This is a genomic window from Pseudoduganella sp. R-34 (assembly GCF_049904655.1).
GTDB lineage: Bacteria > Pseudomonadota > Gammaproteobacteria > Burkholderiales > Burkholderiaceae_D > Rugamonas.
The window spans coordinates 1,352,515-1,377,075 of sequence record NZ_CP184572.1; the positions used below are offsets into that span (position 1 = coordinate 1,352,515).

Genomic DNA, 24,561 nt, shown 5'->3' on the forward strand with positions numbered 1-24,561 from the left:
ATGACAGCAATTATTGCAATGATCCGCAAGGACCTGATCCTCTACATCAACGACAAGCGCGCGTTGATGCTCAACTTGCTGATGCCGATCGTGCTGGCGGCCTTCTTTGGCTCGCTGTTCGGCGGCGGCGATAGCGGCAACAACAGCAAGATCGAAATCGGCCTGGTGCAGCAGGACAGCAGCGTGATCGGCCGGAAAGTCGGCGACTCGCTGAAGGCCGATGCCAACTTGACCGTCAAGGAAATGAGCCTGCAGGAAGCGCAGGAAAAAGTCCGTTCAGGCAAGCTGATGGTGGCCGTCGTGATCCCGGCCGGTTTCGGCGATGCTGCCGGCCAGTCGCTGTTCCAGTCAGGCAGCAAGCCTGAATTGCCGGTGTATTACGATCCTTCGCAATCGACCGTGCTGGCGATGGTGAAAGGCTTGCTGACGCAGCACGTTATGCAGGGCGTGACTGGTGAAGTGATGGGCGGCAGCGCGACGGGCGCCAAGTTCACCGACGACAGCCTGAAGAAACTGGAGAATTCTCCTGCGAGCGATGAAAAGGAAGCGCTGGTCGGCCTGTTGGGCAGTCTGAAGAAATTCCAGGAGCAGGAAGCGGCCAAACCGGCCAGGGAGTCGAGAGGCGGCGGTGGCTTGAGCGTGCCGTTTACCGCGAAGGATGAAGCCCTCAGCTCAGGCCCGAAGTACAACGGTTACGCGCACTCGTTTGCCGGAATGGGCGTGCAGTTCATCCTGTTCATGGGGATCGACCTCGGGATCGGCATCCTGCTGGCGCGCCGCATGGGGATCTGGAACCGTTTGCTGGCGGCGCCGGTGACCATGTCGCAAGTGCTGCTTGCGCGCGCGTTGTCGGGCGCGATGATTGCCGCCGGCCTGATGACAGCGATCTACTTCTGCGCGATGTTGATCTTTAAAGTGCAGGTAACCAATGTGCCGGGGTTTGCACTGGTGGTGGTGGCCTTCTCGCTGATGACTGCTTCGTTCGGCTTGTTGATTGCAGCGTTCGGCAAGACGCCCGAGGCGGCGCGCGGGCTGGCGGTTTTTGCCACCCTGATCCTGGTGATGCTGGGCGGGGCTTGGGTGCCGACGTTCGTGTTCCCTGCGTGGATGCAGCAGCTGACCATTATTGTGCCGACGCGCTGGGCGGTTGACGGCCTGGATGCCATGACCTGGCGTGGGCTGGGGATGGATGTGGCGCTGCAGACGGCTGGCGTGCAGCTTGCGTTCGCGGTGGTATTCGGGACGCTGGCAATCTGGCGCTTCCGAGCGCAGGCACGCTAATTCGACTAAACCGGTGCCTGCTTTATCGACGCAGGCACATCGCCGCCGTTTGATGCGCGGCGGATCAGGCATGAGCCGTGGATGAATCGGAAAGGCTTGTTGAGGTGAACGGGTGAAGGCGAAAAATGTGATCTTGGCTGCAGGGATGCTAATAGCACAAAGCTCCTTCGCGCTTGGCCAATGCCCTGGTGACGTAAAGGAGTGCGGGCCAAACCCGTTTTACATTCTGGCTGTCGGCTTTACCCAGGTTTGCTCAGAAGCGTATCCTGAACGTTCGCTAGACTACAAAGCCGCGCTTGCGAGAATGGTCTCGGAGAATACCGAGGCATATGCAAAGATCGATGCTGATGCTGAGTTTCAAGGCAAACTACGCGAGTTCAAGCGTGAAGCGCGACGGTTACCCGCCCTGGAATTGGACAAGGAATGTAGAGGACTGCTTTCGGGTGGGGCGACCTCCAGTAACGGCCAATAACGGAAGTTGCGAATCGATTAGGACTTCACATGCAATTTATATTGAGGAAGATGGAATGACATTTGACGAGCCCGCGCCGCGACTCGGATCGCTGGATACTGAACCAGTTTCAGGAGCGACTCCGTCGCCTTCTTATTCCCTTGAACGTTCAGACATCTCGACTGAGATCGTTCTCGATATACTCGGCCGGTATCAGGTGACGCTCGATACTCAAAGTTTTCCAGCGGCTCTGTATGCCGAGTCGCTGATCTACATGCTCTACTGGTTCCATCGCTTGCGTGATCCGATTCGCAAGCATGGCATCGAAGTCAACATTGCCAGCTATCTGAACATCGAACCTCGATCCGAGGTGATCGCTGCACTGCTTTCCCATCAAGAGCTCAAGAGGCGAGCGAAGGACCGAATTGAACAGGGCACCCTCGTTCGCAGGACCGTCGACGTACTAGTGATGCGCGAAAGGCCGAGCGGGAAGGAATTTCTAGTCCTGGACCGGGCCTTTTTCCCCACCGGCATGGCACTGCCAGGCGGTTTGCTCCAGGACGAAGACGAGCTGAACGACTTTGGAATCCCGGGCGACATTTTTGCTGCGCTAAGGATTACCGCATCCAAGGTGCTGCGAGCTGCCGCCATCCATTATGGAATCTCGGAACGCAACGGACGAAAATACTATTTTTCCGCGACCGAGACTGGCGAAGAAGCCCGAGTCTATATGGACAGGACCATATCGCACGGGTTTCGCGATCACCTCAGAGACATTACCGCGCCGTCGGACCCGCGCCATATCGTCGACACCATCGGCCTCCTCGTCGAGATCACGGATACGGACAAGGTTCAGGGCCGTTGGATCACTGAGAGCCTGGTTACCACACCCAACACGAGAAATGGCACATTCGCTTTCAGACATCACAAGCAGATTGTTGCCGCGCTCCTCGCAAAGAACTTCACGAAGACCAAAGGCGTTTCTCATCACGAATGGATACGGAAAGCGGTAACTAGTCCGCTGGACGTTTACCGGGATATCAGGGCACGGTTCAGCCAGAATAATGACAGGCCGGACACGCCGGTCATAGAATTATTGCCGGTCGTCGACTACGTCCGCAGCCAGATGACTTCCCCGTCGGTCGACGAAAGTTGCAGCGGCAACGCGGCACTGGAGATCATGCGAGACCAATTGCTGCACAAGCTTCATCATGTCACGATCGAGAACGGACCGATGTGTCCGTATGCGCCGACCTTGCGCGTCTTGTTCGAAGCAGTAGCCTTCTTCGACGTGGTATGGCGTACCAGAAAAAACTTGAGCACCCACTTTCAGAAGAATTACTGGTACCGCTACGAAAGCCTGATGAGCCGAATCCCGGAAGCAATCATCATTCCGACTTTTGATAACATCTCTGCGACGGACCTCATGAAGGTCCGGGGCGCCCCCATCTATTTCATTGGGGTGTCGACCGAGCCAGTGTATGTGGATGAGTTCTGGCAATCTCCGCTTGAGTTTCTCATCCATGACCTGAACCACGCATGGAAGATGCTCGATATGGATGACAGATTCTTGCGAGCACATCCGGACATGAGCAGGGACGCATTCATGGAGGCGTCCAATCGCTTCATTCGCGACTATTTGCCGACGATCGCCGTTCAGAAATCCGATACGGAGTTGCAGAAAGAGATCAAGAAGCTCAAGAAGATTCTGCTGTTCGAAGTCGGCCACGAAGATGGGCGACCGCTACTGCCAGGCATCATCGCCGAGACGCTTCTGGAAGCCGAGGGATACGAATTTCCGGACAATGTCGTTCGCTACGCTGACCGCGAAAGCCAGGCATATCTGGAAAGACGCATCATAGGTGGAATTACTGCGCTATCCTATGTTCGGCACAAGTTGCAGCACGGTTTCTTCGACCAGACCGACTCGCAGAATATTCAGATCGTCAGCCCAAAATTTCGGACGGTAGAATGGATCGTAACTGCGGCAGTTGAATTGCTGGAGGAAATGCATGCAGTGATCCCCCGAGAAATTCAGGCTGAGGGCTTAACGGAGTACCTGATGCGGCAAGCCTGCTCACGGGGCCCAACAATTCTCCATGCGCCCGAAAACCTGGATCCGGTGATTGAGAACTACGGCGATGGAACAATGTTCGACAGCAGCAGAAAAGTCGCCATCGATGAGGGCGAGCGGGCGGATATTTAATCGCCCTGCGTCAGGTAGACATTACTGAGCCGGTAAGTATCGTCCGCTGAGGGGCTGTACTTGGTTTACAGCCCACGCTTGGTTTGGCTTCCTGACTTCTGGCTGCTAAATGACACTTCTACTATAAGCCTTTGGTGGGCTTCAGGTACCTTTCGAGGTAGCGACCGTTCGCTTGGGGGCGGATGCGTCACTCAGACGAACGAGTACAATCGGCCAACAGCGAAAGTTCATCCTAATTTCGATAAAGATTTTTAATGCGATTTCGAGTAACTTCAATTACCTTCGAGGATGAGGCTAGGATTATTCTGGCGCCATTGTGCAGAATCGAGGATTGGCTAAATGCGGCGATGGCCGATGGAGACTTCGGGCCTGGCTTGGATAGTCTCATGATCGTGCTGATCTCTTACTATGTCGATGAACAAGGGCAGATAAATCAAGTTCCCAAGCCGTCGAGGTTGAGTAGGTATAAAGACCCAATAACTGGGAATGAACAACGCTGTTTGGCTCTGCATGTTTCTGTCGAAGACAAAGCGTTGCTTGCTGTAGGGCAGGAAAAGATGGTTGGCTATCTCAGTCAGTTGATTGCAGAGAAGTTGCCAGAGCGCCCATTACGGCTCCCAAAAGGGCTGGACTATGGCCGCTTAAAAACCGCCATACAGAAATGCGTCAGCTCTTTTGCTGAAGTAAGTTAGTCGGGCCGAGACCGGCCAGAAGCGGACCTCGGTCGAATATTTGAAAGAAGCTTAGTGGCCTATCATGTGTTGATTTTCACAGCGTCGACGACAGTTGAACCTACGGTCGACCTCTACTTAGGGTCTGCACAAACCGTCGATCTCTATTGGGAGTCGGCTGGCCGCGAAATCGGTCTGCGCAGTTGCATTGCGTGGCTTCCGGCCTCCCAAGATAACTGTTCATTCAGCAAACTCGTCGGCGCGAGAAAAGATGGTCGCAGGAATTCGAACCATCGAACGAATTGTCGCCGAGCGTCAGAGGTAATCTAACGCTACCGGCCAATAGTCGATGTCCAACAATTTGCGTAGTTAGTCGGTTTTGTTATACCTGCATCAGCACTAGGAGACAAACAGTGAAGCGCTTTATCGATGCAACGAAGTCGGCAGTGGCCGATCAAAACTGGTACGCGGCGCTGTCTCTTGCGCTTACAATGCCGGACATATGTGGCAGGCTCGAGAATCCGAAGGCGGGATCTCAAGCACGGTTTACAGCGTGGTTCGACAAATTCCTTCTTAAGCGCTACCAGATGAAAGTTGGACCAATGCGTGAGCTTCACACCTTTCTCTGTGGAGCGGATTGTTACGCACTACGCTGCGCGTTTCTTCATCAGGGCGAGTTCGGAATCGATGATCAGCGTGCGCAACAAGCGTTAGAAAGTTTTCATTTCATTGCGCCTCGAACCGGTATGCTCGTTCACAACAACAAATTCAACAATATCCTGCAGTTGCAGGTGGACGTGTTCTGCGTTGATATATGTAACGGGGTGGAAGAATGGCAAGCGTCCGTCGCCGCCGACGCCGACATCCAAGCGCGGTTAGCTAAGCTTGCAACCATCGGCCAGTTGTGAAGGATGGCCTTTAACCGATTCTTTGAGAGTACAGTCGCCGGCAAGCCGATGGCCGCCGCCAACGTTAAACATTCGAAGGGCAGCGAAGGGGCGAGAAGGGCCTCTCGGTGAGAGGCTCTACTGTTGCGGTTACAGGTTTGGTGCCAGCCAGTGCTCAAGCTGGTCCTTGGAAACACCGCGGCGAGCGGCCATGTCCAGCACCTGGTCTTCGTTGATCTTCCCGACGGTGAAGTACTTCGACTGTGGGTGCGCGAAGTAGAAGCCTGATACGGCGGCGCCAGGGAACATCGCGAACGATTCCGTCAGTTCCATTCCGATCTCGTTCGCGTTCAGCACGCGGAACACATCGGCCTTCACAGTGTGCTCAGGGCAGGCCGGATAGCCCGGCGCTGGGCGGATACCGCGATATTCTTCGTTGATCAGCTCTTCGTTGCTCAGCGTTTCATCGGCGGCATAGCCCCACAGGTCTTTACGCACGCGCTCGTGCAGGTACTCGGCAAAGGCTTCTGCCAGGCGGTCAGCCAGGGCCTTCAGCATGATCGACGAATAGTCGTCGTGCGCATCTTCAAATCGTTTCTCGTACTTCTCGATACCCAGGCCCGCGGTTACAGCGAACATGCCGATGTAATCCTGCTTGCCAGAGTCCTTCGGTGCGATGAAATCCGACAGGCACTGGTTCGGGCGCTGCACGCCATCGATCACAGGCTTCAGGCCTTGCTGGCGCAGGCCGTAGTAAGTGAACGCCACTTCCGAGCGCGACTCGTCGGTATAGATTTCGATGTCGTCTTCATTGACGGTGTTTGCCGGCAGGAGCGCGATCACGCCGTTGGCGGTCAGCCAGCGGCCTTCGATGATTTTCTTCAGTAGCGCCTTGCCTTCTTCAAACACCTTCGATGCGGCCTCGCCGACCACTTCATCGGTCAGGATGGCAGGGAAGGGGCCGGCCAAGTCCCAGGTCTGGAAGAATGGACCCCAGTCGATGTATTCGGCGATCGCCGCCAGGTCCACGTTCTTGAATACGCGGCGGCCGACGAACTTCGGGCGCACTGGCGCAAATTCGAGCTTGGCCTTGTTGGCGCGTGCGGCTTCCAGCGACACGGTAGGCAGCGCCTTCTTGTTGGCGTGCTGTTCGCGGATGCGGGCGTAGTCGTGGTCCAGTTCTTCCACGAATTTGCCGCGCTGTTCGTCGGTCAGCAGCGATTGCGCCACCGAGACGGAACGCGAAGCATCCGGCACGTACACGACCGGGCCTTCGTAGTTGTGGGCGATCTTCACCGCAGTGTGGGCGCGGCTGGTGGTGGCGCCGCCGATCAGCAGCGGGATCTTCATCATGCGGAAGTGCTCGTCGCGCTGCATCTCTTTCGCGACGTGGGCCATTTCTTCCAGTGACGGCGTGATCAGGCCGGACAGGCCAATGATGTCGGCGTTTTCCAGCTTGGCGCGCGCCAGGATCTCGGAAGCGGGCACCATCACGCCCATGTTCACCACTTCAAAGTTATTGCACTGCAGGACAACGGACACGATGTTCTTGCCGATGTCGTGCACGTCGCCTTTCACGGTTGCGATGACGATCTTGCCCTTCGGCTTGGCGACGATGCCGGTACGCGCTTCCTCCGCCTTCTTCTCTTCTTCGATGTAAGGAATTAGGTGGGCCACGGCCTGCTTCATCACACGCGCCGACTTCACCACCTGCGGCAGGAACATCTTGCCCTGGCCGAACAGGTCACCGACGATATTCATGCCATCCATCAGCGGGCCTTCGATCACATTGATCGGACGGCCACCGGAAGCGAATACCTGCTGGCGCATTTCTTCCGTGTCTTCGGTGATGAACTGGGTGATGCCGTGCACCAGCGCGTGCGCCAGGCGCTTCTCGACCGGCGCGTTGCGCCATTCGAGGTTGGCAGCTTCCTGCTTGGCGCCGCCTTTCAGCGTCGCTGCGAATTCGATCATGCGCTCGGTGGCGTCTTCGCGACGGTTCAGCACCACGTCTTCCACACGTTCGCGCAGTTCTGCCGGCAGGTCGTCGTAGACGCCCACCATGCCGGCGTTGACGATACCCATGGTCATGCCCGCCTTGATGGCGTGGTACAGGAACACGGTGTGGATCGCTTCACGGGCCGGGTCGTTGCCGCGGAAGGAGAACGACACATTCGACACGCCGCCGGAGATCTTCGCGTGCGGCAGGTTGTTCTTGATCCAGCGCGTGGCCTCGATGAAGTCGACTGCGTAGTTGTTGTGTTCTTCGATACCGGTTGCGATGGCGAAGATGTTCGGGTCAAAGATGATGTCTTCCGGCGGGAAGCCGACTTTCTCGGTCAGCACCTTGTAGGCGCGTTCGCAAATTTCGATCTTGCGCGCGAAGGTGTCGGCCTGGCCGGTTTCGTCGAAGGCCATCACGATCACGGCGGCGCCGTAGCGGCGGCACAGCTTCGCCTGGCGGATGAACTCCTCTTCGCCTTCCTTCATGGAGATCGAGTTCACCACGGCCTTGCCTTGCACGCACTTCAGGCCCGCTTCGATGACCGACCACTTGGAGGAGTCGATCATGATCGGTACGCGAGAGATATCCGGTTCGGAGGCGATCAGGTTCAGGAAGCGGGTCATGGCGGCCTGGGAATCCAGCATCGCCTCGTCCATGTTGATGTCGATGACCTGGGCGCCGTTTTCCACTTGCTGGCGGGCCACCGACAATGCCTCGTCGTATTGCTCGTTCAGGATCATGCGCGCGAAAGCTTTCGAGCCGGTCACGTTGGTGCGCTCGCCGACGTTGACGAACAGGGAGTCGTCGTCGATGGTGAAGGGCTCCAGGCCGGACAGGCGCTGTGCCACAGGCACGTGCGGCAGTGCGCGCGGGGTGGCGGTCGACAGCAGCTTGGCGACGGCTGCAATGTGGTCAGGCGTGGTGCCGCAGCAGCCGCCGGCCACGTTGATGAAGCCCGCGTCGGCGAACTCGCGCAGCAGGCGCGAAGTATCTTCCGGCAGTTCGTCGAAGCCGGTATCGCTCATCGGGTTGGGCAGGCCGGCATTCGGATAGATGCAGACGAAGGTATCGGCGATCTGCGACAGCTCTTCGGCGTAGGGACGCATCAGGGTTGCGCCCAGCGCGCAGTTCAGGCCAATGGTCAGCGGCCTGGCGTGGCGCACCGAGTTCCAGAAGGCCGGGACGGTCTGGCCGGACAGGATGCGGCCGGAGGCGTCGGTCACGGTGCCGGAGATCATCAGCGGCAAGCGCTCGATCCCTGGGCGCTCGTCGAAGTACTGGTCGATTGCGAACAGCGCTGCCTTGCAGTTGAGGGTGTCGAAGATGGTTTCGACCAGCAGCACGTCGACGCCGCCGTCCACCAGGCCGCGCACCTGCTCGTAGTAGGCGGCGACCAGTTGGTCGAAGGTGACGTTACGCGCGGCCGGGTCGTTCACGTCCGGCGAAATCGAAGCGGTCTTGGGGGTCGGGCCGAGCGCGCCGCAGACGAAGCGCGGCTTGTCGGCGCTGGAGTACTTGGCGGTGGCCGCCTTGGCCAGCCGGGCTGCTTCCACGTTCATCTCATAGGCCAGGTGGGCCATGAAATAGTCGTCCTGCGCGATCGAGGTGGCGCCGAAGGTATTGGTCTCGATCAGGTCCGCACCGGCTGCCAGGTAGCGCTCATGGATCTCCTGGATGACGTGCGGCTGGGTCAGCGTCAGCAGCTCGTTATTGCCCTTGACGAACAGCTCGCGGTGGCCGCTCCCTTCGGGCGCGGCGAAGTCGGCGAAGCGTTCGCCGCGATATGCTTTTTCGTCCAGCTTGTACTGCTGGATGATGGTGCCCATCGCGCCATCCAGGAACATGATGCGCTTCGCGAGGATCTCGCGCAGCTGGGCTTCGGTCTTGGAGGTTGGACGGGTCGTGTTAGTCATTTTGATATCGCGGATTGGGCAACGTGGACCTGAAATTATACGGCAAAGCAGCATTTTCCCTCGGCCACCGCCCCCTGCCGCCGAGACAAATTCGGTATTTGCTTATTCGGAAAAGGCATCAACTTTCACATTTGTGCTGAATCAGCACAAATCATGTGTTGCCAGAGTGCTACCAAAGCGTCAGCGGCCCGCCTAAGATGGCTTCATCAACCAACCACTTTGAAGAAGCTTCAAATGCCTATCCTGAATATCACCGTCAGCGGCACCCCGGAACAAGTGCCAGCCGGGAAAGTCACCAGCATCCTGATGAAGCACACCGGCGAAATCCTGCACAAGGCGCCGGCCCTCACTGCGATCGCGGTGCATTACACGCCCCGCGAGCAGTGGTTTGTCGGCGGCGAGTCGTTGGCGGAGCTGGGGAAGGCCAGCTTCTTCTTCGACATCAAGGTGACCGACGAGACCAATACCGCCAACGAGAAGTCGGCCTACATCGCGGCGGTCTACAAGGACTTGCAGGAGCTGCTCGGCGAACTGCATGAAGTCAGCTACATCCACATCGACGACGCGCGCCCGGCAGCCTGGGGCTGGGGCGGCCTCACGCAGCAGTTCCGCGCGGTTCAGAAGATGTTGATGTAAATGCTGGCGGCGTAATCGACGAAGGCGCGCACTTTAGGCGACAGGTGGCGGTTCTGCGGGTAGAGGGCGTACAGCTCGCGCGGCTTGGGTGTATAGCCGGGCAGGACTTCCACCAGTGCGCCGTTCTCAAGCTCTTCGCGAACGATGAAGGCGGCGGCGTTGGCAATGCCAAGGCCGGCCGCTGCTGCCGCTTTCAGGGCGACGTTGGTGTTGGCCTGCAGCGATCCGCGCACAGCGACAGCATGCTCCGCGCCATCCGGGCCGACCAGCGTCCATTCACTGGCGCGCGTCGCCGCCGTGTAGACGAGGCAGTTGTGTTGCGCGAGATCGTCCGGGACGGCAGGTGCGCCGTGCGCGCCCAGGTAGCCGGGGCTGGCGACAAGCACGACCTTGCTGGTGGCGAGGCGGCGTGCGACCAGCGTCGAATCGGGCAAGTCGCGCGCCAGCCGCAATGCGACGTCGAAACCATCCTCGATCAAATCGACCATGCGGTCATTGCATACCAGGTCGACCTGCACGCCGGGATGCTTCGCCATGAAGCCGGGCAGCCATTGCGCCACCTCGATGGTGCCGAAAGCCATCGGCGCATTGATGCGCAGGACGCCGGTGGGTTCGGCCTGGTGGCGGCCGACGTTGCGGTCGGCGTCATCCAGCAGGTCGAGCACTTCGCGCGTGGATTCGTAGTAATCGCGGCCGGCATCGGTCAGGGCGAAGCGGCGCGTGGTGCGGTTCAGGAGCTGGGCGCCGAGGTGTTCCTCGAGCTGGCGCACCTGGCGCGAAACGATGGTGTGGGAAATGCCGAGGGCGTCGGCGGCAGCCGTGAAGCTGCCCAGTTCAACAACGCGGCGGAGCGCACGCAGCGCCGCGAGTTGGTCCATTTACTGGAAGCGCTGCCCGTCGAGCGGGAAGCCTTTGATGAATTCGGCGGCCGGCAGGCGCTTGCCGCCCGGTTTTTGCAGCTGCGTCAGGCGCAGCGCGCCTTCGCCGCAGGCGACGATGATGCCGTGCTGCGCGTCGGCGGCAATCACCTGGCCGGGCGCGGCGCTGCTGCCTTCGTCCAGCACTTCAGCGCCCCACAGCTTGATCACCGTGCCATTCACTTCGCCGTGGGCGCCGGGGAATGGATTGAAAGCGCGGATCTTGCGGCTGATTTCGCGCGCAGGCTGGGTAAAGTCCAGCGCCGCTTCTTCCTTCAGGATCTTGTTGGCGTAGGTGACGCCTTGCTCGGGCTGCGGCACGGCTTCCACCACGCCTTTTTCCATCTTGTGCAGTACCTTGACCATCATCTGGGCGCCCATGGCGGCCAGCTTGTCGTGCAGGGTGGCGGTGGTGTCCTGCGGCGTGATCGGGGTGCGCTCGATCAGCAGCATCGGGCCGGTGTCCAGGCCTTCTTCCATTTCCATGATGGTGACGCCGGTTTCCGCATCGCCGGACTCGATCGCGCGGTGGATCGGGGCGGCGCCGCGCCAGCGCGGCAGCAGGGAGCCGTGGATGTTCAGGCAAGGCTTGATGTCGAGGGTGGAGCGCGGCAGGATCAGGCCGTAGGCGGCGACCACCATCACGTCGTAGTCGGTGGCCAGCAGGCGCTCGTGGGCGGCCTTGGCTTCCGCTGCGCGCTGCGGATCCTTGGCGTCCATGCGCAATGAGAGCGGCTGCAGCACTTCGATGCCGTGCTTGACGGCATATTGCTTGACCGCCGAAGGCTGCAGCTGCATGCCGCGGCCAGCCGGGCGGTCGGGCTGGGTCAGTACCAGGGGAATCTCGAAACCTGCTTCGTGCAGGGCCTGGAGGGCAACGGCCGCAAATTCAGGCGTGCCCGCGAAGATCACTTTCATGCTTCCCCCCGCAGGTATCAGTAACGGCGACCCGAAGCGCGCAACGCTTCTTCGCGCTGCATGCCACGTTCTTCTTTTTGCAGTTTGGTCTTGATACGATTGCGTTTCAAGGGAGACAGGTATTCAACGAATACCTTGCCTTTCAAGTGGTCCATCTCGTGCTGGATGCAGACAGCCAGCAGGCCGTCGGCGTCGATCTCGAACGGCTCGCCCTTGACGTTGTAGGCGCGCACCTTGACTGCCGACGGGCGCTCGACGCCGTCATAGATGCCTGGCACGGACAGGCAGCCTTCGTCGTACACCTGTTTTTCCTCGCTCGACCACAGGATTTCCGGGTTGATGAAGGCGGTCAGGCCGGTTTTGTCTTCGGTAACGTCAATGATGACAACTTGCTCATGCACGTCCACCTGGGTAGCGGCCAGGCCGATGCCCGGTGCGTCGTACATGGTTTCCGCCATGTCTTCCACCAGTTTTGCCAGGCGCTCGTCGAACACGGCAACGGGTTTTGCAACTTTGTGCAGGCGAGGGTCCGGATAGCGGAGAATATTCAGTTTCACGAGAGAATCTTATTTAAACAACAATGATTGTGCGGTAAACGGCGCATATTATGCGTGCACGATTGCTTCTGTGACACGAATTCCTTGCTTGATCAGGGTAATATGGGCAGAATTTGATTTCAGTGAGGCAAGCCTTTGTGGCCTTCCGTCATTGCCGCACCTAACGGATATATCAATGAAAAATTTTAGCACAAGCAGCAGCCGCCTGTTGGCCGCAGCCCTGTTTTGCGGTGTGACGGCCGTTTCGGCCCACGCCAAGACCATCGTCTGTGAATTCAAGCCGAACGCACCGGATAGCCATACCGTCGTCAAGGGAGATACCCTGTGGGATATCTCCGGAACCTTCCTCGACAAGCCCTGGTGCTGGCCGCAGGTTTGGGGCATGAACAAAGAAGAAATCGCCAATCCGCACTGGATTTATCCAGGGCAGATCGTCTGGTTCGACCGAGAGGCCGGCCGCCTGCGCCTTGGCAACAAGGTTGGCGGCGATGGCACCACGGGCGATATGCGCCTCGGCCCGCAACTGCGCACCGAAGGCCTGGGCAAGGACGCCGTCCAGTCGATCCCGTCCGGCGCGATCGAGCCCTTCCTCAGCCAACCGCTGATCATCGAAGAAGATGAACTCAAGAATGCCCCGCGCATCATTGCGACGCGCGGCGCCCGCGTCTTCATCGGCAAGGACGACAAAGCCTATGTCCGCGGCGACCTGAAGGGCAACACCTCGTTCCAGGTGTTCCGTCCGGGTAAGCCGCTGAAAGACCCGGTCACCAAGAAGACCATCGCCCTGGAAGCGTTCTACCTCGGCACCCTGAAGCTGGAAGCCCCGGCTGAAGCAGGCAGCGACGTGCATACCTTCATCGTCGCCAGCGCCAAGGAGGAAATGGGCAAGGGCGACTTGCTGATGGCAATGCCGCCGATGCCGATGCAGAACTACGTTCCGCATCCGCCGGAAGTCGAAGTCAATGCCAATGTGCTGGCCGTGTATGGCGGCGTCACGCACGCCGGCCAGAACCAGGTTGTCAGCATTAATCGCGGAAAGCTTGACGGACTCGATATCGGATCTGTGCTGCAGCTTTACCATAAGGGTGAAGTGGTGGCCGATCCGGGCGCGTCGAAAGGCCCGCTGAATCTGCGCAAACCGACGGTCAAGCTGCCGGATGAGCGAGTGGGCAGCTTGTTTATCTTCCGTGTGTTCAAGCACATTTCTTACGGCTTGATCATGCAGGTGACTGAACCTGTCGTAGTGGGGGATATCGCCAAGACAGCGGAGTAAATTCCATGGCCGTGCAAGTCACGGATGCCCCCAACCCCGCCCGCCAGGACTTCGAGCGCCTGGCGATGTGGCTGCGCCTGGCGAATACGCCGGGCGTCGGCCGCCACGGAGCCTTCAAGCTGCTCCAGCATTACCACTCTCCCCAGGCAGTTTTCACCGCCGCCAATGCCCGTCTCGCTGCGCTTCCCGCACAGGATGACGCTGCGCCGCTGCCATTGCACATGCTGAAGCAAGCCGGTGCCGACATCGTGCGGCCGGGGCGCGAGCGCGCCGCTGCCGGTGCTGCCGAAGACGAGATCTCGCTGGCGGCCGCACGCTGCCTTGCCGGTCCCATGCCGGAGCGGATACACGCGCTGGCGCATGCCTCGCTGGAATGGGCCGCGCAGGCCGGCAATCACCTGGTCTTGCTGGGCGACCCGGAATACCCGCCGACCTTGCAGCACATCGCCGATCCGCCGCTGCTGCTGTATGCCAAGGGCGACCTGGCCCTGCTCCAGCGCGAGGCTGTGGCGGTAGTGGGTGCTCGCAACGCCACCATGCAAGGCAAGTCGAACGCGCGCCAGTTTGCGCGGGCCCTGAGCCAGGCGGACATGCCCGTGATCTCCGGCCTGGCGCTCGGCATCGACGCCGCCGCGCATGAAGGCGGCCTGGAAGGACCGGGCAGTACCGTGGCCGTGATAGGCACCGGCATCGACCGCATCTACCCGCGCCGCAATGCCGACCTGGCGCGCCGGATTGCCGAGGAGGGTTGCCTGGTCAGCGAATTCGCGCTCGGCACGCAGGCGCGGGCCGAGCACTTCCCGATCCGCAACCGCATCATTGCCGGCATGACCCGCGCCACGCTGGTGATCGAAGCGGCCGCACGCTCCGGTTCCCTGATCACCGCGCACGCGGCCGTGAATGCCGGGCGTGAAGTCTTCGTGCTGCCAGGCTCCGTGCTCTCGCCGCAGTCGGTCGGCTGCCATGCCTTAATTAGAGAGGGCGCGCGCCTGGTCGCCACGCCGGAGCAACTGCTGGAAGACCTGGGCTTGCAGGCGCCGGGCGAGCCGGTGCCCCAAATGGACCAGGCCGCAGGCTGGCTGCTGGCAGCCCTCGGCCATGATCCGATTGGCGCCGATGAGCTTGCAACAAGGTTGCAACTTTCGCCAAGTGACATGCAGGCAAGCTTACTTGCACTGGAGCTTGCAGGTGTGGTGGAAAGGCTGCCGGGCGGCGCTTTCCAGCGCCTGAAAGGCTTCTGAACTGCCGTTATGCTTGTGCCCGGCTCACAGATGCTGCTAAAGTAGCGCCATGTTTGACATCCTGGTTTACCTGTACGAGACCTATTACCGCCCTGATGCCTGCCCTGAACCCGCAGCATTGGCAAAGAAACTCTCCGCAGTCGGTTTCGACGACGTAGAGATTTCCGAGGCGCTGGTCTGGCTGAATGACCTCGCCGCCATGGCTGGCGTCGAGCAGTCGCTGACGGCCGCTTCTTCTGGCACGCGCTTCTACGTGCGCCAGGAGCTGGACGTACTGGGCACCCCCGCCGTCGGCTTTATCCAGTTCCTGGAGAGCGCCGGCCTGCTGTCCCCGCTGCAACGTGAAATCGTCATCGAGCGCGCCCTGGCGCTGGACGAGGCACCGGTGTCGCTGGGCAAGCTGAAGATTATCGTGCTGATGCTGCTGTGGAGCCAGGGCAAGGAGCCGGACGCCCTGATGTTCGACGACCTGTTTGGCGCCGAAGAAGACCAGGCGCCTCGCCTGTTGCACTAAGCGCACTCTTGCCGGCGTTGCCCAACGCCGGCCGTTTCCGTAATAATATTTGCAGCATTGTGGCTTTCATACGAAGCCGCAAGCCAGCGCTTACTTGCGAATGTTGTATTATGCGCGCTGCCGCATACACCGACGAGAACTATAAATATGAGTAAAGCCCTCATCATCGCTGAGAAACCTTCTGTCGCGAACGACATCGCGAAAGCCCTTGGCGGCTTCAGCAAGCACGATGAGTATTTCGAATCCGACGACTACGTGCTGTCTTCCGCAGTGGGTCACCTGCTGGAAATCGCCGTGCCTGAAGAGCACGACGTCAAGCGCGGCAAATGGACCTTCACCCATTTGCCGATGATCCCGCCATACTTCGCGCTGAACCCGATCGCCAAGACTGAATCGCGGCTCAAGGTGCTGAACAAGCTGATCAAGCGCAAGGACGTCACTACCCTGATCAACGCATGCGACGCGGGCCGCGAAGGTGAACTGATCTTCCGCCTGATCGCGCAGAATGCGAAAGCCAAGCAGCCGGTCAAGCGCCTGTGGCTGCAGTCGATGACGCCGACCGCGATCCGCGACGGCTTCACCCACCTGCGCAGCGACGACGAGATGCTGCCGCTGGCCGACGCCGCGCGCTGCCGCTCGGAAGCGGACTGGCTGATCGGCATCAACGGCACCCGCGCCATGACCGCCTTCAACTCGAAAGAGGGCGGCTTCTACCTGACCACCGTGGGCCGCGTGCAGACGCCGACCCTGTCGATCGTGGTCGAGCGCGAAGAGAAGATCAAGAATTTCGTCTCCCGCGACTACTGGGAAGTGCGCGCAGAGTTCGTGTGCGCCGCCGGCATTTATGAAGGCCGCTGGCTGGACACCAGCTTCAAGAAGGACGAGAACGATCCGGAAAAGAAGGCCGAGCGCCTGTGGAGCAAGGCGGCCGCCGATTCGATCGCGCTGGCTTGCAAGGGCAAGCAGGGCAACGTCAGCGAGGAGTCCAAGCCGACCACCTCGATGTCGCCGGGCCTGTTCGACCTGACCTCGCTGCAGCGCGAAGCCAACTCGCGCTTCGGCTTCTCGGCCAAGAATACCCTGGGCCTGGCGCAGGCGCTGTACGAGAAGCACAAGGTGCTCACCTACCCGCGTACCGATTCGCGCCACCTGCCGGAAGACTACCTGCCGACCGTCAAGGACACGCTGGAAGTGCTGAAGGACAACCACAACTACAACCAGTTCGCCAAGCAGATCCTGGACAAGGGCTGGGTCAAGCCGAACAAGCGCATCTTCGACAACACCAAGATCAGCGACCACTTCGCGATCATCCCGACCGGCATCCAGCCGAAGGGCCTGTCGGAGCCGGAGCAGAAGCTGTACGACCTGGTGACCCGCCGCTTCATGGCGGTGTTCTTCCCGGCCGCGGAATTCCTGGTCACCACCCGCTTCACCGAAGTGGCCGGCCACCAGTTCAAGACCGAAGGCAAGGTGATGACCAACCCGGGCTGGCTGGCGATCTACGGCAAGGATGCCGCCGGCGACGACGACAAGGAAGGCAGCAGCGGCAACCTGGTGCCGGTGGCCAAGGGCGAGAAAGTCCTGACCGAGAAAGTCACGCCAAACGGCCTGGTGACCAAGCCACCCGCACGCTATACCGAGGCGACGCTGTTGTCGGCAATGGAAGGGGCGGGCAAGCTGGTCGACTCCGACGAGCTGCGCGATGCCATGGCCGGCAAAGGCCTGGGCACGCCGGCGACCCGCGCGGCCATCATCGAAGGCCTGCTGGGCGAGAAATACCTGCTGCGCGAAGGCCGCGAACTGATGCCGACCGCCAAGGCGTTCCAGCTGATGACGCTGCTGCGCGGCCTGGGCGTGAGCGAACTGACCGCGCCGGAACTGACCGGCGAGTGGGAATACAAGCTGTCGCAGATGGAGAAGGGCAAGATCTCGCGTGAAGAATTCATGCGCGAAATCGCCCAGATGACCCAGATCATCGTCAAGCGCGCCAAGGAGTACACCGACGACACGATCCCGGGCGACTATGCGACGCTGAAGACGCCGTGCCCGAACTGCAGTGGCGTGGTCAAGGAGAACTACCGCCGCTTCGCCTGCACCAAGTGCGAATTCTCGATGACCAAGGTGCCCGGCGGCCGCCAGTTCGAGATCGAGGAAGTGGAACAGCTGCTGCGCGACCGCACCATCGGCCCGCTGCAAGGCTTCCGCTCCAAGATGGGCCGTCCGTTTGCGGCGATCCTGCGCATCGTACGCGATGAAGAGATCAAGAACTTCAAGCTGGAGTTCGACTTCGGCCAGAACGACGAGGAAGGCGAGGACGGCGAAGGCGTCGATTTCACCGGCCAGACCCCGCTCGGCCCTTGCCCGAAATGCGCCGGCGGCGTGTACGAAATGGGCCTGGCCTATACCTGCGAAAACCAGGTAGCCAAGCCGAAGACTTGCGACTTCCGTTCCAGCCGCATCATCCTGCAACAGGAGATCCTCCCGGAGCAGATGGCCAAGCTGCTCAACGAAGGCAAGACCGACCTGCTGCCGGGCTTTATCTCGCAGCGCACCCGCCGGCCGTTCAAGGCCTTCCTGGTGCGCGGCAAGGACGGCAAGATCAGCTTCGAGTTCGAAGAGCGCAAGGCCAAGCCGGGTGCTGCGGCCAAGAAGTCGGCAGCGAAGGCTGACGGCGCGGAGGGTGCGGCCGAGGCGGAATCCGCAGCCAAACCGGCCGCCAAGCCAGCCGCCAAGAAAGCGGCCGCGAAAAAGGCCCCAGCGAAAAAAGCTGCAGCCAAAAAGCCGGCAGCGAAAAAGGCAGCCGCCAAGAAAACCGCAGCAGCGGAATAAACCAACGGGACCCGCGCGGTCCCGTTTTACTTTGTTCGACACCATGAAGAAATCCCGCTGGGCGGCGATTGCTGCCACCATGCTTGTAGCCGGCGCGTCGCAGGCCGCCGTCGAGCGCATCGAGATCACCGAACGCGTGCCGTTCGCGCCGGGCGTCAAGTTCGGCGAACACGGCGAGTATGAAAAGCTGCGCGGCATCGCTTACTTCTCGCTGAATCCCAAGGCCACGGCCAACCTGCCCATCGTCGACCTGAAACGCGCCCCGCGCGACAAGCGCGGCATGGTGCGTTTCTCCAGCGAGTTCGTCCTGCTGCGCCCCGTGAGCGGCAAGACCGGCACGCTGGTGTATGACGTCAACAACCGCGGCAATATCGTCGTGCTGGGCCAGCTCAATGGCAAGGCGCCGAAGAACAACGATCCAACGACGGCGGAAGATGCCGGCGACGGCTTCATGATGCGGCACGGCTTCAGCATGCTTTTCTCTGCCTGGACCTGGGACGTGGCGCCGTCGCCCGCCGGGGTGAAGCCCTTGATCTTCAAGGCGCCCGTGGTAAAAGGCCCGCGCGGCATGACGGCCAATGAATTCATCGTCGATGCCCCGGCCGAGGTGGCAAGCTACGCGGGCCTGCGCGGCATCGGCTACGAGCCTGCCATGCCGAACGACCCGGAAGCCGTGCTGACCGAGCGCACGCGCCAGGGCGACATCCGCCGCCCGATCGACCGCAACCGCTGGGAATTCGTGGAGCCGGAGCAGCCGGGCGGCCCGGGCCGCATCAAGCTGCAAGGCGGCTTCCAGCCCGGCACCATCTACGAAGTGCGCTACGAGGCAAAAGATCCGAAAGTGACCGGTGCCGGCCTGGCCGGCATCCGCGACCTGCTGGCCTACTTCCGCGACAACCAGGTGGAAGGCGGCTCCTTGCCCAAGACCGTGCTGATGTTCGGCTACAGCCAGTCGGCGCGCCTGATCGGGCGCATGCTGCACGACGGGCTGAACCTCGATGAGCAGGGCCGCATGGTGTTCGATGGCGCCTTGCTGGAAGTGCCGGGCGCCGGCGGATCGGGCGGTTTCAACAGCCGCTTCGTGCAGGTGACGCGCCACCCGTCGATGCTGGAAGAGCATGACTACCCGACCGACTCCTTCCCGTTCACCAGCACGCCGACGCGCGATCCGGTGACCGGACGCGTGGCGTCCACGCTGGATCACGCGAAGGACAAGCACGGCCGCGTGCCGAAGCTCCTGATTGCCAACACCTCGGCGGAATTCTGGAACCGCGGCGCTTCGCTGCTGACCACCGCTCCGGATGGCGTGGGCGATGCCGCACCGGCCGCCAATGTGCGCGTGTACGGCCTGATGGGCGCCCAGCACTATGTCGGCCGCTCGCGCACCCGCGCACCGTTCACCGCCTGCGTCTCGACCACCAACTACTACCTGTCCTTGCGCGCCCTGATGCTGGCGCTGGACGGCTGGGCCAGCAAAGGCACGGCGCCGCCAGCGAGCGCCTATCCGCGCCTGGAAGACGGCACGCTGGTCTCCGTAGAGGCCTACCGCAAGGCTTTTCCCGCCGTCCCAGGCCTGACACCGCCGGAGCAGAGCCTGCGCGAGCCGCGCCTGGACCACGGCGCGCGCTTCCTGTCGCAGGGCATTGCCGACCTGGTGCCGCCGGCGCAGAAGATGGCCTTTGAAACCCGCGTCCCGGCGCCGGACGCCGACGGCAACGACCGCGGCGGCGTGCGCCTGGTGGAGCTGCAGGCGCCGCTCGGCACCCACACCGGTTGGAACCTGCGCGCGCCCGAGACAGGCTTTGCCTGGGCCACCTCGCGCTACGACGGCAGCTTCGCCCCGTTCGCCCGCACCGAAGCCGAACGCAAGGCCGCCAGCGATCCGCGTCCAAGCCTGCAGGCACGCTACCCCAATCGCGACGCCTTCATCGCCGCCACCCGCGCCGCCGCCGCACGCCAGGTCGCCGCGCGCCTGCTGCTGCAGGAAGACGTGGAACGCACGGTCGCCGAGCGCGCCGGCCTGTACGACCGCATCCTGGCGCGCGACCCGGCCGACCCAAGCTGCAATTACCTGTATCCCAATCAATGAAGAAGCTCAAGCTCCCAAATACTTTCGTCCTGCTGTTCATGATCCTGGCGCTGATCGCGCTGGCGACCTGGCTGGTCCCGGGAGGCAAGTACGAAACGCACCTGGTCAACGGCAAGCAGCTGGTCGACCCGGACACTTTCCATTACATCGAAAGCAAGCCGCAGGGCCTGGCCGCCCTGCTCATGGCACCAATCAAGGGCTTCGCGGAGGCGGGGCTGATCATCGGCTTTGTCATGCTGACTGGCGGCGCCTTCAACGTGCTGCACAAGACGCAGGCGATCGATGCCATGATCAAGTCCATCGCCAAAGCGCATTCGCGTTCGAGCCTGGTGCGCGCGGCCCTGATCCCGGTGTTCGTGACGCTGTTTTCGATCGGCGGCGCCACATTCGGCATGAACGAGGAAGCGATTCCCTTCATCCTGATCTTCGTCCCGCTGGCGCTGGCGCTCGGCTATGACACCATCACCGGCGTATCGATTCCCTTCCTCGGTTCGCAGGTCGGCTTCTGCGCGGCTTTCCTGAACCCGTTCAATGTCGGCATCGCGCAGGGCATTGCCGGCGTACCGCTGTTCTCCGGCATCGGCTATCGCGTGATCGTGTGGTTCATTGCCACGGCCGTCACGATTGTCTTCCTGATGTGGTACGCAGCGCGCATCAAGCGCCATCCCGAAAAGAGCCCGACCTACCTGCTCGACATCGAAAAGCGCGCCGAAGGCGTGGTCGACTTCGGCGGCTTCGAAGGCATGACGGCGCGTCATCGCCTGGTGTTGTGGATCTTTGCCGCCTCGCTGGGCGGCATGGTGTTCGGCGTGGTCAAATTCGGCTGGTTCATCGAGGAGATCGGTGCGCTGTTCCTGGCCATGACCATCGTGGTGGCCCTGATCGGCCGCCTCGATTCCGATGAGGCGGTGGCAGCCTTCGTGCAGGGCGCGAAAGACCTGGTCGGCACCGGCCTGGTCATCGCACTGGCCCGCGGCACCATGGTGCTGGCACGCGATGCACACATCATCGACACCATGCTGCACGGCCTGATGCCGCTGGTCGCATCGTCCTCGCCAGTGTTCTCGGCGCAGAAGATGTTCCTGATCCAGTCGGTCATCAACTTCTTCATCCATTCCGGCAGCGGCCAGGCTGCGCTGACCATGCCGATCATGGCGCCGCTGGCCGACCTGGTCGGCGTGTCGCGCCAGACCGCCATCCTTGCCTTCCAGTTCGGCGAGTTCACCACGCCGATGATCCCGACCTCGGGCATCACGGTCGGCGTGCTGGCGCTGGCGCGCATTCCGTGGCTGACCTGGGCGCGCTGGATGGTGCCGCTGCAGCTGATTTACCTCGTCCTGGCGCTGGCCTTGCTGGTGCCGCCTTGCCTCATGAACTGGTAGGATGGCAGACATGGAAACCATCAAGCATCCGCTCTCCGCGCCCTATGGCACGGTGTATTACGAACTGACCAGCTACCACTTCGGCAAGGCGGGCGGCCCCAAGGCCTATATCCAGGCAGCGCTGCACGCTGACGAAGTGCCGGCCATGCTGGTGGCGCACGAGCTGCGCCAGCGCCTGCAAGCGCTCGAGGAGGCCGGCAAGGTCAAGGGCGAGGTGATCCTGGTGCCTGCGGCCAATCCGATCGGGCTGGCGCAAGTCATCAACGAGCGCCCGTTCGGGCGCTTTGACCTCAGCAACGGCATCAATTTCAACCGCGGCTACCCGCATTATTTCGAGCAGCTGAAGGTCAGGCTGAAGGGCCAGCTGGGCAGTGATGCCGACGCCAACGTGCGCACCATCCGCCGCCACCTGCGCGAACTGGCCGGCCAGTGGCAGCCTACATCGGATGCCACCACGCTCAAGAAAGCGCTGTTTGAAATGGCCATCGATGCCGACATCGTGCTCGACCTGCATTGCGAGAACGAGGGCGAGCTGCACCTGTACGTGGGCACCTCATTGTGCGAGGCGGCCCAGCCGCTGGCCAACCTGATGGGAGCCTGCGCCGTGCTGCACACCACCGGCGCCGGCGGCGAGCCGTTCGACGAAGCTTGCAGCCGCCTGTGGTGGGACCTGGCCGCGCATTTCGGCCCGGACTACCCGATTCCATCGGCCTGCATGGCGGCGACGGTCGAACTGCGCGGGGAAGTGGAAGTCAGCTACGAGCTCGCTGCACGGGACGCGGATGCCATCATCGGCTATCTGCACGTGCGCGGGCTGGTCGACGCGGGTGACGTCAAGGTGCCGCAGCAGGGCTGTGCGCCGACGCCGCTGGAAGGCACGCAGCGCCTCGATGCGCCGCATGCCGGCATGCTGGTCTACCTGAAGGAAGTCGGCGCCGCCGTGCGCGCCGGCGACGTGATCGCCGACCTGATCGACCCGGTCAGCGGCGATACCACCCAATTAAAATCGGAGGTCGACGGCGTGCTGTTCACGCGCCTGTCGCACCGCTACATCATCCGCGGCATGAACGTGGCCAAGATCGCAGGCGACAAGCCGTTCCGCAGCGGCAGCCTGCTGAGCCTCTAAGGCGTTTCGACAATCACGTTTTCGCGTGCGGCCGTGGTGGAGGCGATGATGCGCCACGGTCCGCCGGCCGTCTGGCGCCAGATGGTGATTTCAGCCGCCTTGTGCGGCTTGCCCGTTGCACGGGCGAGGAATTCGCCGCAGGCGATCTGGTACTGGATGCGGCCATCGTCCAGGACCATCCGGCTGGACGATACCGGCCCGCCGGCTTCGCGCCACCAGTCTTCCTTGTAGCTATCGTCCACGCCTGCTTCGTGCAGCGCATCTTCACGATCGAAGCGCATGAAACCGGCGTCCAGCTCGGGGCTCACAAAGGGGTAGGCGATCTCGGGGCGCCACTCGCAGCGTTCGCCCTCAACCACCGTGGTGCCGGCGAAACCGGTCATCGCCTTGCGGTCGGCCGGAATGCGCAAGTCGATATGGAAGTCGGCGGCCTGGAACCACCAGACCGGCGTCACCAGGTCGCTGCTGCCGTCGGCGCGCCAGATGCCCTTGCGGCGCCACAGCCCTTCGTATGCCTGCGGTACGCTCATTTCAAGTCTTCGGTTTCGAAATAGATGGTAGCGCCGACGGCTGCTGTATTCGCCTTCAGCGCCATGGCCAGGGCGTCGTTGCCGGCGGCCTTCATGCCCCATTTGCGCACCTGGACCGCAGCGGTCGGCGCACCCGGCTCGGCGTGGTAGGAAACGATATGGTCGAAGTCGGGACGGCCGTCGATTTCCTTGACGAGGAAGCGCTGTGCGCCGCTGCCGACTTGCATGTAGCGCGACATGCCGGCGTTGCGCGGCTTGCCGTCCAGCTGGCGGAACAACAGCACCTTGTCGATCACTACCGTGGCGCCTTTGTACTGGGCGCTGCCGCCGCGCTCGAAGTGGCCCTGCACCAGGTCGGCCTTGAATTCCTTGCGCGGCGCCTTGGCTTCCGGCGCCAGGGTGCTCAGCTCGAACTTCTCCGGGTCGATGGTCCACAGCGCATCCTTGCCGTCCAGGCGCTTGCGCAGTGCAGCATCGGTGGCCTGGTCGGCAATGTGGACTCGCAGGATCACCTGGTAGTCGTGTGGCGCATGAAACATCGGCAGGTGGGAGGCGTATAGCCCCTCCTGCCCGCCGAACAGAGCCATGCCGTGGGTGCCGTAGGTCTGGTCCGCCGCCTGCGAGGGCAGCAGCGGCAGGGTGCAAGTTGCCAGTATGGCGCCGGCAAGCGCGCGTCGGATGAAATTCATCCGGCCATTCTACCCCTTCAGGTCGGCGGGCACCTTGCCGCCATTTTCCTCCAGCTTGTGCATCACTTGCTTGTGCAGCCAGATATTCATGGCTGCCGAATCGCCGGAGTCGCCGGTGTAGTGCAGCTCCTGCGCCAGCTCCTTGCGGGCCTGCAGGCTGGAGTCGATGTCGAGCAGCTTGAGCAGGTCGACAATCGACGTGCGCCAGTTCAGCGGCTGGCCTGCCTGGGCGGCCTTGGCGTTGAGGATGGCTTCGACGTCGACCGGTTCCGCAGCGGCCGGCGCTGGGGCAGGCTGGGTCGGGATGGGGGCGGGCGTTGCCGCGGGCCCGCTCGGCGCAGTAGAGGGCGCACCAGAGGCCGGTGATGGGGCGGCCTCTTGATGCGACGACGGGAAAATCTTGTGGAAAATCTTGCTTAGGATGCCCATGTTTGCCTCGCTTTCAT

At 61.6% G+C, this 24,561-nt stretch carries 20 protein-coding genes; 13 read left to right on the top strand and 7 right to left on the bottom strand.

From position 1 onward, the window contains the following. The 5 genes from ACN9MW_RS06305 to ACN9MW_RS06325 all read left to right on the top strand — a co-directional run bounded on the left by ACN9MW_RS06305 (position 1) and on the right by ACN9MW_RS06325 (position 5,517). Positions 1–1,281 carry an ABC transporter permease gene (locus ACN9MW_RS06305; RefSeq protein WP_426168734.1) on the top strand — a complete coding sequence of 427 codons (1,281 nt, stop codon included), beginning with the start codon at positions 1–3 and terminating at the stop codon, positions 1,279–1,281. A 112-nt stretch (positions 1,282–1,393) separates the two neighbouring features. Continuing rightward, entirely contained in the window at positions 1,394–1,753 is a 360-nt protein-coding gene (locus ACN9MW_RS06310) for a hypothetical protein (RefSeq protein ID WP_426168736.1), read from the top strand. 55 nt (positions 1,754–1,808) lie between these two features. Next, on the top strand, positions 1,809–3,938 hold the full coding sequence (locus tag ACN9MW_RS06315; protein WP_426168739.1) for a hypothetical protein: 2,130 nt from the start codon (positions 1,809–1,811) through the stop codon (positions 3,936–3,938). A gap of 386 nt (positions 3,939–4,324) precedes the next feature. After that, entirely contained in the window at positions 4,325–4,630 is a 306-nt protein-coding gene (locus ACN9MW_RS06320; protein WP_426168742.1) for a hypothetical protein, read from the top strand. A 392-nt stretch (positions 4,631–5,022) separates the two neighbouring features. After that, positions 5,023–5,517, top strand: coding sequence for a hypothetical protein (locus ACN9MW_RS06325; RefSeq protein ID WP_426168744.1), 495 nt, complete (start codon positions 5,023–5,025; stop codon positions 5,515–5,517). 129 nt (positions 5,518–5,646) lie between these two features. Here the strand turns inward: ACN9MW_RS06325 and metH are convergent, their stop codons facing one another. Further along, positions 5,647–9,345 (bottom strand): methionine synthase, encoded by a 3,699-nt coding sequence (gene metH / locus ACN9MW_RS06330; protein ID WP_426172126.1) that lies wholly within the window; start codon positions 9,343–9,345, stop codon positions 5,647–5,649. A gap of 303 nt (positions 9,346–9,648) precedes the next feature. On the opposite strand from metH, the gene ACN9MW_RS06335 reads away from it, so the two are divergent. After that, entirely contained in the window at positions 9,649–10,050 is a 402-nt protein-coding gene (locus ACN9MW_RS06335; RefSeq protein WP_426168746.1) for a tautomerase family protein, read from the top strand. On the opposite strand, the gene ACN9MW_RS06340 is transcribed toward ACN9MW_RS06335, so the two are convergent. From ACN9MW_RS06340 to def, 3 genes are read right to left on the bottom strand one after another with little or no spacing between them, the layout of a single operon-like run. Beyond that, the gene (locus ACN9MW_RS06340; protein ID WP_426168749.1) at positions 10,032–10,928 is read right to left on the bottom strand and encodes a LysR family transcriptional regulator; all 897 of its coding nucleotides are present in this window, start codon (positions 10,926–10,928) and stop codon (positions 10,032–10,034) included. The two genes, ACN9MW_RS06335 and ACN9MW_RS06340, sit on opposite strands and share 19 nt — an antisense overlap. Continuing rightward, positions 10,929–11,885 carry a methionyl-tRNA formyltransferase gene (gene fmt, locus ACN9MW_RS06345; RefSeq protein ID WP_426168751.1) on the bottom strand — a complete coding sequence of 319 codons (957 nt, stop codon included), beginning with the start codon at positions 11,883–11,885 and terminating at the stop codon, positions 10,929–10,931. Between the two features lie 17 nt (positions 11,886–11,902). Continuing rightward, positions 11,903–12,442, bottom strand: coding sequence for a peptide deformylase (gene def, locus ACN9MW_RS06350; RefSeq protein ID WP_426168754.1), 540 nt, complete (start codon positions 12,440–12,442; stop codon positions 11,903–11,905). A 175-nt stretch (positions 12,443–12,617) separates the two neighbouring features. Here def and ACN9MW_RS06355 point away from each other — a divergent pair, with 175 nt between their 5' ends. The 7 genes from ACN9MW_RS06355 (at position 12,618) to ACN9MW_RS06385 (ending at position 22,896) form a co-directional block, all read left to right on the top strand. Next, entirely contained in the window at positions 12,618–13,715 is a 1,098-nt protein-coding gene (locus tag ACN9MW_RS06355) for a LysM peptidoglycan-binding domain-containing protein (RefSeq protein WP_426168756.1), read from the top strand. Positions 13,716–13,720: 5 nt separating this feature from the next. After that, positions 13,721–14,956 (top strand): DNA-processing protein DprA, encoded by a 1,236-nt coding sequence (gene dprA / locus ACN9MW_RS06360; RefSeq protein WP_426168759.1) that lies wholly within the window; start codon positions 13,721–13,723, stop codon positions 14,954–14,956. A gap of 49 nt (positions 14,957–15,005) precedes the next feature. Continuing rightward, a complete protein-coding gene (locus ACN9MW_RS06365; protein WP_426168762.1) occupies positions 15,006–15,470 on the top strand; it encodes a DUF494 family protein in 465 nt (154 codons plus the stop codon). A 147-nt stretch (positions 15,471–15,617) separates the two neighbouring features. Next, the gene (locus tag ACN9MW_RS06370; protein WP_426168765.1) at positions 15,618–18,299 is read left to right on the top strand and encodes a DNA topoisomerase III; all 2,682 of its coding nucleotides are present in this window, start codon (positions 15,618–15,620) and stop codon (positions 18,297–18,299) included. A 43-nt stretch (positions 18,300–18,342) separates the two neighbouring features. After that, positions 18,343–20,388 carry an alpha/beta hydrolase domain-containing protein gene (locus ACN9MW_RS06375; protein ID WP_426168768.1) on the top strand — a complete coding sequence of 682 codons (2,046 nt, stop codon included), beginning with the start codon at positions 18,343–18,345 and terminating at the stop codon, positions 20,386–20,388. Next, positions 20,385–21,770 (top strand): YfcC family protein, encoded by a 1,386-nt coding sequence (locus ACN9MW_RS06380; protein WP_426168770.1) that lies wholly within the window; start codon positions 20,385–20,387, stop codon positions 21,768–21,770. The genes ACN9MW_RS06375 and ACN9MW_RS06380 overlap by 4 nt, the downstream gene beginning before the upstream one ends. 10 nt (positions 21,771–21,780) lie before the next feature. Further along, on the top strand, positions 21,781–22,896 hold the full coding sequence (locus tag ACN9MW_RS06385; RefSeq protein ID WP_426168773.1) for a succinylglutamate desuccinylase/aspartoacylase family protein: 1,116 nt from the start codon (positions 21,781–21,783) through the stop codon (positions 22,894–22,896). Here ACN9MW_RS06385 and ACN9MW_RS06390 read toward each other — a convergent pair. From ACN9MW_RS06390 to ACN9MW_RS06400, 3 genes are read right to left on the bottom strand one after another with little or no spacing between them, the layout of a single operon-like run. Continuing rightward, positions 22,893–23,426: a hypothetical protein gene (locus tag ACN9MW_RS06390; RefSeq protein ID WP_426168776.1), complete on the bottom strand. Its 534-nt coding sequence runs from the start codon at positions 23,424–23,426 to the stop codon at positions 22,893–22,895. The two genes, ACN9MW_RS06385 and ACN9MW_RS06390, sit on opposite strands and share 4 nt — an antisense overlap. After that, the gene (locus ACN9MW_RS06395; protein WP_426168778.1) at positions 23,423–24,115 is read right to left on the bottom strand and encodes a hypothetical protein; all 693 of its coding nucleotides are present in this window, start codon (positions 24,113–24,115) and stop codon (positions 23,423–23,425) included. The genes ACN9MW_RS06390 and ACN9MW_RS06395 overlap by 4 nt, the downstream gene beginning before the upstream one ends. 9 nt (positions 24,116–24,124) lie before the next feature. Next, positions 24,125–24,544 (bottom strand): DUF3597 domain-containing protein, encoded by a 420-nt coding sequence (locus ACN9MW_RS06400; RefSeq protein WP_426168780.1) that lies wholly within the window; start codon positions 24,542–24,544, stop codon positions 24,125–24,127. Positions 24,545–24,561: the final 17 nt, after the last annotated feature.

Bases quoted from the DNA above. Each gene is read 5' to 3' on its own strand.
- ACN9MW_RS06370 (WP_426168765.1), top strand. From the start codon at position 15,618: ATGAGTAAAGCCCTCATCATCGCTGAGAAACCTTCTGTCGCGAACGAC.
- ACN9MW_RS06315 (WP_426168739.1), top strand. From the start codon at position 1,809: ATGACATTTGACGAGCCCGCGCCGCGACTCGGATCGCTGGATACTGAA.
- ACN9MW_RS06335 (WP_426168746.1), top strand. From the start codon at position 9,649: ATGCCTATCCTGAATATCACCGTCAGCGGCACCCCGGAACAAGTGCCA.
- ACN9MW_RS06320 (WP_426168742.1), top strand. From the start codon at position 4,325: ATGATCGTGCTGATCTCTTACTATGTCGATGAACAAGGGCAGATAAAT.
- dprA (WP_426168759.1), top strand. From the start codon at position 13,721: ATGGCCGTGCAAGTCACGGATGCCCCCAACCCCGCCCGCCAGGACTTC.
- ACN9MW_RS06375 (WP_426168768.1), top strand. From the start codon at position 18,343: ATGAAGAAATCCCGCTGGGCGGCGATTGCTGCCACCATGCTTGTAGCC.
- ACN9MW_RS06340 (WP_426168749.1), bottom strand. From the start codon at position 10,928: ATGGACCAACTCGCGGCGCTGCGTGCGCTCCGCCGCGTTGTTGAACTG.
- ACN9MW_RS06400 (WP_426168780.1), bottom strand. From the start codon at position 24,544: ATGGGCATCCTAAGCAAGATTTTCCACAAGATTTTCCCGTCGTCGCAT.
- ACN9MW_RS06355 (WP_426168756.1), top strand. From the start codon at position 12,618: ATGAAAAATTTTAGCACAAGCAGCAGCCGCCTGTTGGCCGCAGCCCTG.
- fmt (WP_426168751.1), bottom strand. From the start codon at position 11,885: ATGAAAGTGATCTTCGCGGGCACGCCTGAATTTGCGGCCGTTGCCCTC.
- ACN9MW_RS06385 (WP_426168773.1), top strand. From the start codon at position 21,781: ATGGAAACCATCAAGCATCCGCTCTCCGCGCCCTATGGCACGGTGTAT.
- ACN9MW_RS06395 (WP_426168778.1), bottom strand. From the start codon at position 24,115: ATGAATTTCATCCGACGCGCGCTTGCCGGCGCCATACTGGCAACTTGC.
- ACN9MW_RS06390 (WP_426168776.1), bottom strand. From the start codon at position 23,426: ATGAGCGTACCGCAGGCATACGAAGGGCTGTGGCGCCGCAAGGGCATC.
- ACN9MW_RS06365 (WP_426168762.1), top strand. From the start codon at position 15,006: ATGTTTGACATCCTGGTTTACCTGTACGAGACCTATTACCGCCCTGAT.
- ACN9MW_RS06380 (WP_426168770.1), top strand. From the start codon at position 20,385: ATGAAGAAGCTCAAGCTCCCAAATACTTTCGTCCTGCTGTTCATGATC.
- metH (WP_426172126.1), bottom strand. From the start codon at position 9,345: ATGTTCCTGGATGGCGCGATGGGCACCATCATCCAGCAGTACAAGCTG.
- ACN9MW_RS06305 (WP_426168734.1), top strand. From the start codon at position 1: ATGACAGCAATTATTGCAATGATCCGCAAGGACCTGATCCTCTACATC.